Source organism: Methanolapillus ohkumae (assembly GCF_032594355.1).
GTDB lineage: Archaea > Halobacteriota > Methanosarcinia > Methanosarcinales > Methanosarcinaceae > Methanolapillus > Methanolapillus ohkumae.
The window spans coordinates 621630-636943 of the sequence record NZ_CP131061.1 but is presented as its reverse complement, the minus strand read 5'-3'; the positions used below and the strand labels follow the sequence as shown (position 1 = coordinate 636943).

At 40.9% G+C, this 15314-nt stretch carries 12 protein-coding genes, 3 tRNA genes and 1 pseudogene; 10 read left to right on the top strand and 6 right to left on the bottom strand.

Annotated elements, in window-relative coordinates; all coding sequences use genetic code 11:
* Positions 1-266 precede the first annotated feature (266 nt).
* Entirely contained in the window at positions 267-926 is a 660-nt protein-coding gene (locus tag MsAm2_RS02560) for a DUF655 domain-containing protein (protein ID WP_338098247.1), read from the bottom strand.
* 748 nt (positions 927-1674) lie between these two features.
* On the opposite strand from MsAm2_RS02560, the gene MsAm2_RS02555 reads away from it, so the two are divergent.
* A complete protein-coding gene (locus tag MsAm2_RS02555) occupies positions 1675-2322 on the top strand; it encodes a phosphatase PAP2 family protein (protein ID WP_338098246.1) in 648 nt (215 codons plus the stop codon).
* 179 nt (positions 2323-2501) lie between these two features.
* On the opposite strand, the gene MsAm2_RS02550 is transcribed toward MsAm2_RS02555, so the two are convergent.
* The 3 genes from MsAm2_RS02550 to MsAm2_RS02540 all read right to left on the bottom strand — a co-directional run bounded on the left by MsAm2_RS02550 (position 2502) and on the right by MsAm2_RS02540 (position 4448).
* Complete coding sequence (locus tag MsAm2_RS02550; protein WP_338098245.1) at positions 2502-2882, bottom strand: 30S ribosomal protein S8e; 381 nt, start codon at positions 2880-2882, stop codon at positions 2502-2504.
* A gap of 279 nt (positions 2883-3161) precedes the next feature.
* Complete coding sequence (locus MsAm2_RS02545; RefSeq protein ID WP_338098244.1) at positions 3162-3779, bottom strand: orotate phosphoribosyltransferase-like protein; 618 nt, start codon at positions 3777-3779, stop codon at positions 3162-3164.
* A gap of 129 nt (positions 3780-3908) precedes the next feature.
* Entirely contained in the window at positions 3909-4448 is a 540-nt protein-coding gene (locus MsAm2_RS02540) for an NOB1 family endonuclease (protein ID WP_338098490.1), read from the bottom strand.
* 300 nt (positions 4449-4748) lie between these two features.
* Here MsAm2_RS02540 and MsAm2_RS02535 point away from each other — a divergent pair.
* The 7 genes and pseudogenes from MsAm2_RS02535 to MsAm2_RS02505 form a co-directional block, all read left to right on the top strand.
* Positions 4749-4889 (top strand): annotated as a pseudogene (locus tag MsAm2_RS02535) (IS1595 family transposase); the annotation flags it as partial.
* A gap of 313 nt (positions 4890-5202) precedes the next feature.
* On the top strand, positions 5203-6570 hold the full coding sequence (locus MsAm2_RS02530; protein WP_338098243.1) for a YcaO-like family protein: 1368 nt from the start codon (positions 5203-5205) through the stop codon (positions 6568-6570).
* 47 nt (positions 6571-6617) lie between these two features.
* Positions 6618-7082: a TfuA-like protein gene (locus MsAm2_RS02525; RefSeq protein WP_338098242.1), complete on the top strand. Its 465-nt coding sequence runs from the start codon at positions 6618-6620 to the stop codon at positions 7080-7082.
* 33 nt (positions 7083-7115) lie between these two features.
* Positions 7116-7307: a hypothetical protein gene (locus tag MsAm2_RS02520; RefSeq protein WP_338098241.1), complete on the top strand. Its 192-nt coding sequence runs from the start codon at positions 7116-7118 to the stop codon at positions 7305-7307.
* Positions 7308-7524: 217 nt separating this feature from the next.
* Positions 7525-7598: transfer RNA gene (locus tag MsAm2_RS02515), tRNA-Val, on the top strand.
* A 55-nt stretch (positions 7599-7653) separates the two neighbouring features.
* Positions 7654-7726, top strand: a tRNA-Phe gene (locus MsAm2_RS02510).
* 30 nt (positions 7727-7756) lie between these two features.
* Positions 7757-7828 (top strand) — tRNA-Gly (locus MsAm2_RS02505).
* A 393-nt stretch (positions 7829-8221) separates the two neighbouring features.
* Here MsAm2_RS02505 and MsAm2_RS02500 read toward each other — a convergent pair.
* Positions 8222-9676 (bottom strand): aminotransferase class I/II-fold pyridoxal phosphate-dependent enzyme, encoded by a 1455-nt coding sequence (locus MsAm2_RS02500; RefSeq protein ID WP_338098240.1) that lies wholly within the window; start codon positions 9674-9676, stop codon positions 8222-8224.
* A gap of 369 nt (positions 9677-10045) precedes the next feature.
* On the opposite strand from MsAm2_RS02500, the gene MsAm2_RS02495 reads away from it, so the two are divergent.
* A complete protein-coding gene (locus MsAm2_RS02495; RefSeq protein ID WP_338098239.1) occupies positions 10046-11098 on the top strand; it encodes a nucleotidyltransferase domain-containing protein in 1053 nt (350 codons plus the stop codon).
* Between the two features lie 276 nt (positions 11099-11374).
* Here the strand turns inward: MsAm2_RS02495 and metG are convergent, their stop codons facing one another.
* Positions 11375-13555, bottom strand: coding sequence for a methionine--tRNA ligase (gene metG / locus MsAm2_RS02490; RefSeq protein WP_338098238.1), 2181 nt, complete (start codon positions 13553-13555; stop codon positions 11375-11377).
* 471 nt (positions 13556-14026) lie between these two features.
* Between metG and sppA the strand changes: the two genes are divergently transcribed.
* Positions 14027-15193, top strand: a complete 1167-nt coding sequence (gene sppA, locus MsAm2_RS02485; RefSeq protein ID WP_338098237.1) for a signal peptide peptidase SppA — start codon at positions 14027-14029, stop codon at positions 15191-15193.
* Positions 15194-15314: the final 121 nt, after the last annotated feature.

Below are 15314 nucleotides of genomic sequence, written 5' to 3'. Positions count from 1 at the left end.
CGGATTATTAGGAAATCTGTTCAAAAAGATATAAGGGTAATCCAATGGAATTGGAAAAATATCGAATTGGAAGAATAGGAAAAATCGAGGTTTACGTTGGTCTGTGCCATGGCTCAGATTTGATTTGACTTTACGGATGTTTTTTTCCGTCATTTCAAAAAGCAGAGGAGCAATTTTGAATCAAAAACGAAAAAATGTGTTGCGATAACGCGCGCGGTGGCGCGGCAGAAAAAAAACAAAGAAACGGGAAAAAATGAAAAGAGAGTTTATTCTCTTTTCATTTTCGGCGGCGCTGTAAACACATAATACTTTTGTCCGCCTTTCATTTCCTCAATAATGCGGTCGATGATATGTTTTTCCGGGTCCCGAATGGCCGGCACTCTCTTTTTCAAATCCTCAAAGTTGTCAAACGGTTTTTTCTTGGTTTCGCCCAAGATGTCCAACATGAGTTTTTTGCCGATTCCCGGCAAAAGTTCCAAGCTGTTTTGGCGCATGGAAACCGGCCGGGCTTCGTTGTAAAATTGGATGAATCGGCTTTCTTGTTCTTTAACGGCAGAAGAAATCGCCAATGGAAGTTCTAATTTAGCGCCCCGGGATAATTCTTCATACATAATTCGGGCCTTGACCCGCTCGACGTATTCTTCACTTCCGGAACCGATATGCGTTTTTATATGAACGGGTGGCACTTTTCCTTCTACCGGGATGAGGTCGAATAAGATAAATTTGCTGTTTCCCAGTGCTTGAATCAACGGTTTTTTCATATACACCGGACGCGTGTCCTCTTCTTTTCCGTACGGGAGGTAATCTAAAATCCAAACCCATTCTTCGCGTTCGCCGCTCTCCGGCTTGGGATGGACATGCTTTTTGTGTTCAAAGGAAGAAACGGATGAAGGATTCTTAAAATCACGGGGTCTTTCGTCTGCCATAACATACACTCTCCATATTGGTTTTTGAAACATTTTTCAAAAACCGTCCATTCATATTTTGGTATTCTGATAATTTGAGAAATATTAATCGGATAACTTAAATGGATTCTTTTTTGATTTTATTCTTATAAATTCTACTCAATTCCAACAGGTTCTTTATTTTTGGAAATTTTATAATTCATGATTTATTTTCGACTCGGGCGGAACTCATCCGTAACATACAGTAACACTTCTCCGCGTTTTAAAAAACAAAACATGAATTGGTTTTCAGGTTTTTGCGTATTGTTTTTCAAGGAAGCTGAAGCGGGATTATTAAAAGAATTCGATGACGAAACGTTTTTGTAAAACCCGCAGGGTTTTGACAATGCGTTAAAGTCATCAGGCCGGCTTTCATATGAATCACAATTTTTTTGTTGAGCTAAACCAATTTGAAATGATACTATATAATTAATTCAAATATAAATAGGAGACTCATGGAAAATTCATTCGAAAATATCAGGCAGCTGAAAAAGTAAAATAAAATGGATGAAAAAGAAAAAAAATGAATAAGAGTAAAATAAAATGAAACAAATATAAAATAAAAAATAAATGATTGAGAATAATAAATAAAACGAGAAAATGGATATTAATTGATGGAAAAATGTGAATTCGAAAAGAGAAAAATCGACAAAAAAAATCGAAACGAGAAAAATCGACAAAAAAAAATCGAAAAGAGCAAAATCAAAAAATCAAAAAAGGCTGAAAAAAAATGTTTGAAATCATTCAATCTGTTGACCAATCCGTCATTCTTTGGATTTATAATTGGGGAGGCACTTCATTTTTAGATAGATTGTGTGTCTTTTTGTCGTATACCGGAACGCTTCGTCTGGCGGCGATTCTTCTGTCGGTCTATTTTTTTATGCGCAAAGAAACCCGGAAATATTCCTACGTCATTGTTTTCGCGCTTCTGCTCAGCAATCTGATTGTTTTTCTCTTAAAAATTTATGTCGACCGCCCACGTCCATTTGTGGAACTCAATATTCCGAAATCGGACATTTTAGTCTATGCGTCGCCGTACATGTCTTTTCCGTCCGGCCATGCCGCGTCCGCTTTTTCAACGGCTGTTGTCATGATTTGGTATTTTAGAAAATGGACTGTTCCGGCGGTCGCACTGGCTGTTATTGCGGCGGCTGCCCGTGTTTATTTAATGGTACATTATCCGTCCGATGTCATCGGTGGTGCCATCATCGGAATTCTCTTTTCAGCGGCCGTCATTTTAATTTTTGAACGGTATTGGAAAGTAAAAACTCAAAAAAACAGCCGTCATCTCATTGGCGAAATGAAAAACCCAAACGACAATGATTTGGATGAAAATAATGCGAATTTGGAAAATAAAATGGAAGATAAAATAGAATAAAATCAAAATGAAAAGAACAACGAAAATAGAATAAAATCAAAATGAAGCGAACAACGAAAATAGAATAAAATCAAAATGAAAAGAGCGATGAAATAGAATAAAATCAAAATGAAAACAAATAGGAGAAACAAAAAAGAAAAGCAACTCCAAACAGAGTTTGGAGTTTTTATTTAAAAAAATTATTCTTCAACCAAAATGCCGTTGATGACACCGTCTTGTCCCGGGCGGCTTGTGATTTTAACCAAGCCTTTGTCGGTTTTTAAAACAGTTCCTTTTGTCATGATGTTTCGACGGACATAGTGTTTGTTGGCGGGGTTACCGGTCACGGTTTGAGCGGTTGCACGAACGGTCTTTCCGGTTTTTTTGTCGGTCACGTTGATGAATTGTTCGCTCAACAAACGAACTTTTCTGTTTCCGCCGCGGGTTGCAACATTCTTGCTTTTGCTCGGGCCGATTTTAGTTTCGGCCGGTTCGCGGCCGATTTCAAATTTTCTTTTGCTTCTGGAGGCGATTTTTTTTCCGCCTGTCATCGTTCTTTTCGATGCACCTTGCCATCTCATAATGAATCCTCTTTATTATTCTAAGTGTGTATGTCGTAATTTAAATTTTATAAATTATATATAACGATGGTCTGTGATTTTTCAAAAAAGCATGATTTTTTGTGAGAGTTCTTAAATCATGCAATAAAACATAAGCAGGAAGATTGATTTGAAAATTTGAATTAATCAAATCGAAGTGACCATTTTTATGGACATACCATTACGAATAATTCCATATATGAATCTTACGATGAAAAAAGAAATGTTTCGTCTCCTTTTTTCATCATCTATCATTTTGAATTATCCGAGACGGGTAATCCGAATCATGGATTTGACCGGAACACCTTCAATATCCTCAAATCCGACTTTGTCTACCAAAACAGCGACTGCGACCGGGTTTCCGCCGGCGGCACGCAATTGAGCAATCACATCGGTAATCGTTCCGCCGGTTGTGATCACGTCATCCACAATCACACAATTCTTCCCGCGCACATTCGCGAAATTGCGGCTGAAAGTTCCTTTGGTTCCCGGATTGTCTTTTTGGATTTTTTCTTTTTTGGAATAATAAACGGTAAATTCGGACTCCATTTCATTGGACATATAACTGGCTACAGGGACGCCACTGGATGAAACACCGACGACGACATCAATGTATTCTTTTTGGTTGGCGGCTTCCGCCATCACCATATCGCAAAGAATTTGGGCGGTGCAACGGAGGCGGGTTGCGTTTTGTCCGAGATTGCTCCAATTTACGGAAATGTCTTTGGGGATGATTCCATCCCCAGCCGGCTTTTTGTTGGTCAAAAGCCAAATGACCGTTTCGGAAGAGATGTTGAGTTCATCCGCGATTTGGCCGGCGGTCATGCCGCTTTTTTGCAATTCGTCCGCTTTTTGAGACAATTCTTCAATATTTTTCATTTCATGCCCTCGCTGACTTTTATTATTCTTAAATTATTTTTAAATTCTTAAACCATTCATCCATTTAAATGCATTTCAACGTTTATGTATTTATTCATATCCTGTATTCATATCCGGTATTATCTTTCTTTACTCATACTCTTTTGTTTCTTGTTCATAACAGGAAATCGGTTTTTTCTTTAATTTCTTTTTCATTTTTTTCTTCAATGGCGAGCCGCAAATCGGACATTCTTCCCCCTCTTTGAAATATTTAAAGCAGCCGATGCATTGCTTTTGCCAAATGATGTTATCTTTAATAATGCGTTGTGCAACCGGTAAAACCGCAATATTCAATCGGGTGGCAATATTTTGAACCGCGAAATCGTCGGTCAAAAGAATGGCAATTCCCCGGTATTCCAAAGCTTTGGACAAGACATCCAAATCGGTTTTGGATAATTCGTCAATGTCCCGCGTCCATTCCGCATGTTTTTTAATTTCATCCGTGTACGATTTGTCCACCGCTTCGATACGAAGACCTTCCGCCTTGGCAATATCAAACCTCAAAAGAGCGTCTTCACTTTTGATTTCAGATTCAACACCCGGAATTGAAATCATTTGAGAATAGGAAAACGGACAATTCCCCATAATGAAGACGGCAGAGTCGGCGATATATAATTGTTTTTCAGTCATGTCAGACACGGTTTTAAATTTTGAAAATTAAAAGGAATCTAATTTTTACTTTTGACTATTTTTGATTTTTATTTGAATTTTATTCGATTTTATTGAATTTTATTCGATTTTTATTGAATTTTATTCGATTTTTTATTTCGGTTATTTTCACGTTGAATCTGTATTAAAGTGTCGATTTAAATGAATCGGTTATTTTTTCAAAATATTATCAAAAATATTATCAAAAATATTATCAACACATTTTATTTATTTTGGGTCATGACAAGAACAGCCAAATAATATTGTGTTTAAATCATGATCATGCAAGTGAAAAATAAATATGTTTACCGTTCGAAAATTTCTGAGGCAAGATTTCGCCAAATTGTGCGACTATTTGCCTTAGATCCGGATGCGACACAAATATCCCAAATAGTAGGATTGAGCCGTGTAACCATCAACAGATAACGGGATTGAAGGTTTTTGGGGATTCTCAAAAATCAGAATGAATAAACACAGAGGAATTAATAAAAAGTATTTTTATCTTTAATTTGATGGAATGCGAATTTAGGTATAATTTTTGGGAGAGAATTTATACTTACTTATTCTAAAGATTGTAAGAATAAATCCTCTGTTCTTATCTTGACCCTTATTTTTTAATTATTCTTCATTTTCTTTTTTGATGAAATCGAAAATCGATCAAGTTTTCCCAAAATTTAAATTGTTTTGCTGCCTTTACGGCAAAAATGTTTTATTGTTTTTTGCCGATGTGGTCTTTATGGAATTGAAATCTTGCCCGAAAGTTTATCAGAAGGAAACGCACCGCTCAAAGCCGCCGGCTGAGACTTTCGCGTGCGTTGAAGGACTTGTGGAAATTGCCGGCATTACCCGGGTCGCCGACATTACAAAACTGGACCGTTTGGACATTCCGGTTTTTTCCTGCATCCGCCCAAGCGCGGCTTTTGGGGCAATTTCAGTCTACAACGGAAAAGGCGTGACGCCGATTGCCGCCCGTGTTTCCGCCATCATGGAAGGACTGGAACGATATTCAGCGGAATTGACCAGAGAGGATGTCCCGCAACTTTTTTTACAATCTTATCCCGAATTGAGCGGAAAAGAAAAATGTGTCGACCCGGTAGAATTTATTTTACCCAATGAATCCGACCCGGACACCCCAATCCCTTGGATTTTGGGAGACGAGATGACCATCGTTCCAAAATCAGATTCAAATACGAGATCGAGAGACGACCCAAAAACTACTTCCATAATCGGTTCGGCAATCCATCCGGCAACCGATTCAGAATCATCTGACACAAATTCATATTTGCTTCAAATCACGCCGGTTTTAATTCCGGCACATGCCGTTTATCATCCGATGCCGTCTCAATATTACCCCCTATTTCGGACCGGCACAAACGGAATTGCCTCCGGAAACACGCTTGAGGAAGCTGTTTATCATGCTTTGTGTGAAGTCATCGAACGGGATGCCTGGTCTCTTTGTGAAGCCAATAAAACTGGCGGCCGGGTTATTGTCGACATTGACGATGAAGATATCTGCCGCCTCCTTTCTCAATTTGAAAAAGCCGGTGTCTTTGTTCTTTTGCGCGACATTACAAGCAATCTCGGCATCCCGACGATTGCGGCGATTGCGGACGACATTACTCTTAAAGATCCGGCGCTTTTGTGCTTGGGAATGGGAACCCACTCTTCTCCCAAAATCGCCGCTTTGCGGGCTTTGACGGAAGTCGCGCAAAGCCGGGCAACTCAAATTCACGGCGCCCGGGAAGACACGACGCTTGCGGATGTTCGAAAGCAGATGGGCTACGAGCGGACAAAGCGTCTGAACGCCAAATGGTTTGATGAAAGCGAAAAAATTTCTTTCTCGGCTATTCCTTGCGTTTCTCACGATGATTTCTTAGACGAAATCAAAGAAACGATTCTGCGGCTTAACAAAGCCGGCCTTTCGTCCGTTCTTGTCAAAGATTTGACACGCCCCGAACTTAATATTCCGGTGGTTCGGGTGGTGGTTCCGGGGTTGGAATCGTATGCGATGGATTCAACCCGTGCCGGGTTTCGGTTTAAAGAAGAGCGCGCCAAAATTCAAAATACCGGAGAGCGCCGCCGCCGATATGTCCCGGAAACATAAAAAGAAATGCAGATGAATACTAAATTCATCTGCCTGAGAATGATTTTATGAAAAAACTTCGAAAAGCAATTGTTTTTTTAGGACCCACCCTGGATTTGAAAGAGGCGAAGGCTTGTTTTTTGGAGTCCGTTCTGCCGTTTGTTTCGTTTTTGCCGCCGGCATCCCGCGGAGACGTGGAAAAAGTGGTCAAAGACGGCGCCGGTTTTATTTGTTTGATTGATGGTGTTTTTTTTGAACAATGCGCGGTCGGACACCGCGAAATTTTGCATGCCATTCAAGAAGGTGTCTTTGTGATGGGAGCATCCAGTATGGGAGCGCTTCGCGCATCGGAAATGGAAAGTTTCGGAATGATCGGAATTGGTACGGTGTACTCCCTGTACAAAAAAAAGATTATTGAGTCCGATGACGAAGTTGCCGTGGTATGCGATCCATTTTCAAACGCGCCGATTTCGGATGCTTTGGTCAACATTCGGGCGACGCTTGACAAGGCAGTGGCCGAATCTGTTTTGTAGAAACATGAGTCGGACATTTTACTGAATATCGCGTTGTCGGCTTACTATCCGGACCGGACATATGATTTTCTGATCCAAGCCGCTGCCGAAAAAAAGATTTTAGATTTAAATTCGTTGACAAAGTTCGAAAAGTGGATTGCGGGCGGAAATGCTGCCGACGTGAAAAAGGAGGATGCGCTTTGCGCATTGTTTTTCTTAAATCAAAGAATGGAAAATGAAGGATAACGGCGTTTTCGTTTCCCGCTTCTTTTTCTTTTCCAAATCCCCTTTCGCAAAACCTTTATATACGATTATACTATTTATCAGAGTTGCACAGCCGCGGAAAAACGGAGGGCAAAAAGCCCGGACGGATGCGGAAAAATCATAAACTTATAAATTCATAAATTCGCAAGTTCATGAAATTGATTCTGATTGTTTCTTGAAGAATCAATTCAAACATAGTGGGCTCGTGGTCTAGATGGTTATGACGTCGCCTTGACATGGCGGAGGTCCTGAGTTCGAATCTCAGCGGGCCCACTTCTATTAAAATTATTAAAAATTTATTAAATAAATTAAATTCAAATCCAACCGTGCCCAAATAGCTCAGTTGGGAGAGCGCTACCCTGAAGAGGTAGTTGTCCCTGGTTCAAGTCCGGGTTTGGGCATTTGGTTTTACCAAAAAATTATCATCGGATACACTGGTAGTGTAGTGGTTATCACCAGGCGTTGCCAACGCTTGAACTCGGGTTCGAATCCCGGCCAGTGTATTTTTTTTTGCATTTTTTTTGCATTTTTTTGACGTTTTTTTGTATTCCTCGTTTTTATTTATTTTTTATTGGTTTTTGTTTATTTTTTATTGGTTTTTATTTATTTTTTATTGGTTTTTATTTATTTTTTATTGGTTTTTATTTATTTTTTTGCTGCCGCTTTTTTTACTTTTTTTAGGCGGTATTAAAAAAATATATTTTCCGGTTAAATTTGCGGATTTTGCAACTGTTTGCTTTTGATTTTTGCTTTAAAAAAATCAGGCACCTGATTTTTACAGCGCGCGGGCAGCGCCGAAAAAATCAAATCCCGTTCTAATAAAAAAAAGAAAAAAAGAGAATGAAAAGAAAAAAGGATAAAATAAAAAAAGGAAAAAAGGATAAAGAAAACAATCCTTAATTTTCTTCGTCCCGTACGACAACCAAAATCCGGTCAGCTTCCCGGCTGTCCTTTTGGACACAATCGCTGTTTTCACGGCAATAGATAATTTCCTCAACCGTCTCCGGCGTAATCAATTCCCCCGGAATACAAATCGGAATGCCGGGCGGATAAATCATCACAGCTTCGGCGGCAACTTCTCCGACGGCGTCTTCGAGTAAAATCGATTTTTTGTCGGCGTAAAACGCTTGCCGCGGAGACATTACTTGAGGCGGCACGTGTACGGTTTCCTCCGGAATATCCAAAATTTCATATTTACCGTAATAGGTGGTCGCCAAATCCAAGAATGCGTCATACAACTTCCAAACGGTTTCTTTGTCGTCTCCGACCCCGATTACCGCAAGAACGATGGTTGGCTCGGCAAGCTCCAATTGGATGCCGTATTTTTCAAACATAATGTCATACACATCAAATCCATCAAGACCCAAACGGGTCACATTGATAACGATTTTCGTTGGGTCATAGATCATGCCGACAACGCCGGATTCTCCATCCAAAACAGAAAGTCCCGGAATTTGACCCAGTTCACGCTTTAATTTTTTGCATTCGGACGCTAATTCCGAGAAGATAACTTCCCCTTCGGTCGCCAGCAATTTTCGGGCCGACTCCAAAGACGCCATCAGTAAATAACTCGGGCTGGTCGTGTGAAACATCAAAACCCGTTTTTTAACGGAATGATATTTCACAAGTCCTTCATTGTGAAGCAGCATTGCGCTTTGTGTGAGGGAGCCGCCGGTTTTATGTGTGCTTGCGACTACCAAATCGGCGCCAAGTTCCGCCGCGGATTTGGGAAGCGCGGATGAAAATGAGAAATGAGCGCCATGGGCTTGATCAACCATTACCACAATTCCACAGGAATGCGCAAAATCAATGATGGCTTTTAAATCACAGCAGGCTCCATAATATGTCGGGTACACCAAAAACAAAGCTTTTGCGTCCGGATGTTCGTGGACATAATATTGGAGAGTTTTAAGTGTGATTCCGCTTGCGATTCCAAAGCCTTGGTTGATTTCAGGTTCCATAAAAACGGGAACCGCTCCCGACAAAATGAGAGCGTTTGTGACGGATTTGTGCGCGTTTCGGGGGATGAGAATTTTTTCGCCGTCGTAACACACCGTCATAATCATGATGTGAACTCCGCTGCTGCTTCCATTGACAATGTAAAACGCATTGTCTGCGTTGTAAGCTTCGGCGGCCAGCTCCAGCGATTCTTTAATTACTCCGGTCGGGCGGGCGAAAGCATCTAAGCCGGCCGGCGAATTGACGTCCATGAGATAAGTTTCTTTTCCAACCACTTTTTGGAAATCACAAACTCGGCGCCCTCTTTTATGACCGGGAACATCATAAGATGTAATTCCCTTTTCTTTAAATTTCAAAAGCGCATTGATAATAGGAGTAGCATTTTGGTCCATCTACAGTTTAACCTCTATTTCATTTAAAAAAATAAATCAAAATAAATGAAATACAAATCTCTTTTCATCTCCATATTTCCGTTAAACGGTTTTAATTTTTGAGGACTCTGAGAAAATAAATAATGCATACTCTATTTCATTATTTAAAGTTAGCCTTTCATTTTTCCGATCTTTTCTCATTTTTTTAAATTTTTTCGTTTTTTCTGTTTTTGTTTCATTCTTTTCATTTTTGTTATTTTGTTTTCTGTTTTTGTTTCATTCTTTTCATTTTTGTTTTATTTTGTTTTCTGTTTTGTTTTCTGTTTTGTTTCACTTTTATTGGCTTCTTGGCACAAAGATTTTAATCTGCTGCTTCCTAAGGATTTGAATATGTCTTTCGCTTATTCTTCTTCCGACCCGGTTCTGCGTGATTTTTTTATCACCAAGGACGGGCTTATTTTTTCCGTTCCGGATTATTTTCATCCCAAAGAGGGGATTCGTTCCATTTTACGGTATGTTCCGGACCCTGCCGGAGAGCGGGTTTTGAGAGGAACGAACCACCGGTATAAAAAAATGGGATTTGAAGAATCTTTTCAATTTGTGAAAGATAAATATCCGGATTGGGTGTCGGAAGTCATTTTAGTTCCGCGTGGGGAAATTTCCAAAATTTTAAAACCCACCGGCGTTGTTCACGACATCCTTTTGGGAAAAATAAAAAATCCGGCGGCGCTTGAAATTATTTGCTGCCTGGAACAACAAGGAATTCCGGCATCATCTATGGGAATTTCCGGGTCTGTTTTGGCCGGACTGGAAAATGAATCTTCAGACATTGATTTGGTGGTTTACGGAAACAACTGGGAAAAAGCGAGATCGATACTCACGTCGATTAAAAAAAATCAACCCCAAAATCAACCCCAAAATCAATATCAAAATCAACCCCAAAATCAAAATCAATATCAAAATCAAACAAGCCGGCCCATAATTTCGGAATTGGATGATGCCATGTGGCATACGGTTTATGACAAAAGAAAGTCGCCGCTTTCTTTTGAAGACTTTTTCCGCCACGAAATTCGAAAAGAAAACCGCGGCATGATTCAGATGAATGAAAAAACCGTTTACTTTGATTTGCTGTTTGCCAGAACTCCGGATCAAATCCAAAAGCCTCCGGCACGGGGGATGGATACAAAAAAAATGGAAATTGAAGCAATTGTCACGGACGCGAAATATGCCTTTGACAGTCCCGCTATTTACGAAATTGACCATCCGGAAATTTCTGAAATTTTCAGTTACACGCACACTTATGCCGGACAAGCCTTGCAAGGAGAACATGTTCGGGCTCGCGGCATGGTGGAGCAAATCGGGGACAAAAAGAGATTAGTGATTGGAACGACCCGGGAAGCCGTGGACGAATGGATGATTTCGCTCTCACTGCTTGAAAAATAAAAAAATAAGTTCAAAATAAAACAAGAACAAAAACGAAGACATTTTTTAAAATTTTTGTGACTACTGCAATCTGTTGATGGTTTTGAGCATTGCTGCATTCTGTTTATGGTTTTGAGCATTGCTGCATTCTTGCCAACTCCCCATTGCAATAAAAACTCTAGAGAAATTTGGACGCGCTTTCGCGTCCAAATTTCTCGGAAAGATTTGTTGAAAAAGGAATTTCGGATAAAAATTGTTGATTTTTAAAAATTCCGAAGTGTGCTGTGGAGGATTTTTTTAACAAACGTCCGATCCCGGTTTTAAATCTTGATCCGGAGCCAAAAGTGACACCTTCCCTTCACCGTTGTCGGCCGCAAGAATCATGCCTTGAGACGATACGCCGCATAATTTTGCCGGCTTTAAATTCATAACCACACAAACGGTTTTTCCGATCAAGTCATTGATTTCGTAATAAGCCCGGATTCCCGAAACAATTTGGCGCGGGCTTTCTTCCCCGACATCCACCATGATTTTGTACAATTTGGTGGATTTTTCAATCGTTTCAGCGGATAAAATTTTCCCGACTTTGATTTGTGTTTTAAAGAAATCATCAATCGAAATTTCCGCAAGGGTCTTATTATCGTCGCTGTCCATTTTTTTATCGCCGCTGTCCATTTTTTTATCTCCGATGTTATTTTTGCTGTTTTCCTTCTTTTCAGTTTTTGCCGTTTTGTTATCGGTTCCGGCTATGTTTTCCCGCTTCAAGCCGGCTTTTTCCAAGGCAACCGTGACCCGTTCATTTGCGATTTTTTCCATTTCGGCAATTTTTTCATCTTCCAATTTTTCAAACAAAATCGATGGTTGACTGATTTTTGTATGAGCGGTGAGCGGAACTAAAGCGTCTTCATACCCGGTTTTTGAAATTTCACCGGCATAACCCAATTGGTTCCAAGCTTCCTGCATCTTGACCGGCGCCACCGGCTCAAAAAGAATGGCGACCGCTTTGACCAATTGAAGGCAATTGTAAACAACATTTCCACATTTTTCCTTGTCGGTCTTAATCATTGCCCACGGTTCATGCGATTGGAAATACGCATTGGCATACGCCGCCAATTCCATCACGGTGTCGGTATATTTCTTAAACTCGTATTCCTTTAAAGCATCAATAGACAACGCCGTCTTTTCCCGAATTTTGTCCAAAATTTCCAAATCCGGAATTCCGGCAGGGATTTCCCCGTAATTCTTGTACGCAAAAAGCATGGACCGGTAGAACAAATTCCCGAGGACACCGACCAATTCCGAATTGATTTTTTCCTGCAACATTTTCCAGGAATAATTCAGTTCCTTGGTGTGGGACGTGTAACTGGACAAATAGTAGCGCAGCAAATCCGGATGGAACCCGTGCTTTAAGTAATCGTCGCCGACCCAAACAACATAGCCGCGGCTTTTTGAAAATTTACGGTCTTCGATTTTGACCATTCCCGACGCGACAACGTCTGTCGGAAGCGAATAGCCGGAACCTTTGAGCATTGCCGGCCAAAAAATACAGTGGTGATAGACAATATCCCCGCCGATAAAATGCACAATGTCAGAATCGGAATTGGAAACAGAAGCGGCATCTTTTGCGGAATTATTTTTCCAGAACTTTTTCCAAGCATCCGGCTGTCCCGCATTTTTCGCCCACTCTTCCGTAAACGCGATGTAGCCGATCGGCGCGTCCACCCAAACATAAACGACTAAGTCATCCGCGCCCGGGAACTTCACACCCCATTCCAAATTTCGAGTGATACACCAATCTTCCAACCCTTGGGTAACCCAGCCTTTCGCGTAATTGACAGCATTGTCGGTTCCGCGAAGCGTTCCCAGATAATTTTTCAAAAACGCGTCAAATTCCGTCAATTTAAAGAAATAATGCTCTTGCTTCCGGTATTCGGCCGGATTTTTACAGACTGTGCAGCGGGGCGCGATGAGTTCACCCGGCTCCAACGGTTTTCCACATCCTTGGTCGCATTCGTCCCCACGCGCGATGGCGGAGCAGTGCGGGCAGGTTCCTTCCACATACCGGTCCGGCAAAAACCGGTCGCAGTGCGGACAGTAGGCGATTTCAATCGTTTTAGGATACACATATCCGTTTTGAATCAGTTGCTGAACAATGTCCTTTGTCCGGGTGTGATTTTCTTCATCGTCGGTGGTTCCAAACGCGTCAAAACGAATGCCCATTTGTGTAAAAATATTTAAAAAATGCTCATGGTAGACGGTCACTAATTCTTTGGGAGTCATGCCCTCCTGTTCGGCGTTAACAACAATCGGCGTTCCATGCGTATCGGAGCCACAAATGAATACAACGTCTCGTCCTTGTTTTCTTTGGGACCTGACATAAATGTCAGCGGGAACATAGGTACGCAAGTGTCCAATGTGCGCCATTCCGTTCGCGTACGGAAGTCCGCAAGTGACAATCATCGGTTTTTCTTGGTTCATTACTTTATCCTCTGAAATTTGGTTTTTGAATAAAAATTATTAAAAAAACAGAATGGTCAAGTGATGAACTCTTTAATAATAAAATTTTGTGTGGATTTGGCTTTTTGGGATAAAAGCAAATAAAGGTAAACGATGAAAAATGAAATATTTTTTGAAAAAAAAGGACAAATGATTTAATAGCATGACTTTCATTAAAAGCCTGGGTGAAAAGATTTTAGATTGAGACATTTTTTATGCGGACCGTTTTTATGACCTATTAAAACGGATTAATGACCGTTAAATAGCCTTAATTATTGCAGGTTAATTATTGCAGGTTAATTATTGCAGGTTAATTATAGTCAGTTAAATGACAGATTAATTATATATTGTATCGAATAATTATAACTCTCTTTCAACCAATTATTCATCAATGTATTCATCAATGTATTCATCAATTATTCATCATTTTTTTAAATTTTTGGAAGGATTCATTTGACCCAAGATTCTCAACAAAATAAACCGCATCCATCCGGATCCGGTTACCGCCCATATTATAGTTACGCGTCGGAAACAGAACCGGAAATGCCTAAAAAGCCAGCGGTCTCCGACTCGGCTGTTTCGGTCACCGCGTCGGTCGCGGCACACCCTGTGTCAAAGCCCCCGGCCGCCGTTGTAAAACCTCAGCCGGCAAAGGTTTCATCCGGGAAAAAACAAGAAAAACAAAGTTCATGGAAAAAAAATTCGGCCATTATCGCTATAATTTTAATCGGCCTCGTTCTTTTTTTGGCGGCCGCATATATTGGTGCAACATCCGCCTCCGGCTTTTCCGGCGGCAAAATCGCAGTGATCAATGTTCATGGAACGATGGCAACCGGTGAATTACCGTACGGTTCCGGCTATGCGGGCTCCGACACGATTTGCGGTTACATCCGACAGGCGGCCGATGACAACAGTGTGAAAGCCATTATTTTGCGTGTCAACAGCCCGGGCGGCAGTCCGGCGTGCGCTCAGGAAATTGTGGAAGAAATTAAGCGTGCCCAAGAAAAAGGCAAACCTGTGGTCATTTCCATGGGCGATGTCGCCGCAAGTGCCGCATATTATATTTCAGCGCCGGCCGATTACATTTACGCCAACTCGGGAACAACCACCGGCTCCATCGGTGTCATTAATACCCACGTGGATTATTCTGAAGCGTATGAGAAAGAAGGGATCAACGTTGAAATAATTAAGAGCGGTGAAATGAAAGACATTGGCGGCAGCTGGCGTCCGTATACATCTAAAGAAACCGTGTACATGCAGGGCATTATTGATGAACAGTACGGAGTTTTTGTCCAAGAAATCGCAACCGGTCGTAATATGACAGTGGATGATGTCAAGAAAATATCAGACGGTCGACCATACACCGGTCAAACCGCCATGGAACTCGGGCTTGTGGACGGTCTCGGAAACTTTTATGATGCGGTCGACAAGGCTAAAGAACTGAGCGGTTCAAACAGTGCGTCTCTTTACTATATGGATTCGCTTTCTTTGTCCAGAATTCTGTTTTCCGCGGAGACCGCCGGCGGAAATTTATCCAATGCGGACGCTGCGGAATTTGTGTATGAGCGGCTTTTGTCCCCCCAGAGGGAAAACCCATATCAATTGAATGCTTCAGTTTGATGTTCAAATTGAAGTCTTTCTTTTTTTTCTATTTTTTCGTGTGTTTACATTTGCCTGTTTCATTTTGCTTATTTCATTTTGCTTATTTCATTTTGCCTGTTTCATTTTGCTTATTTCATTT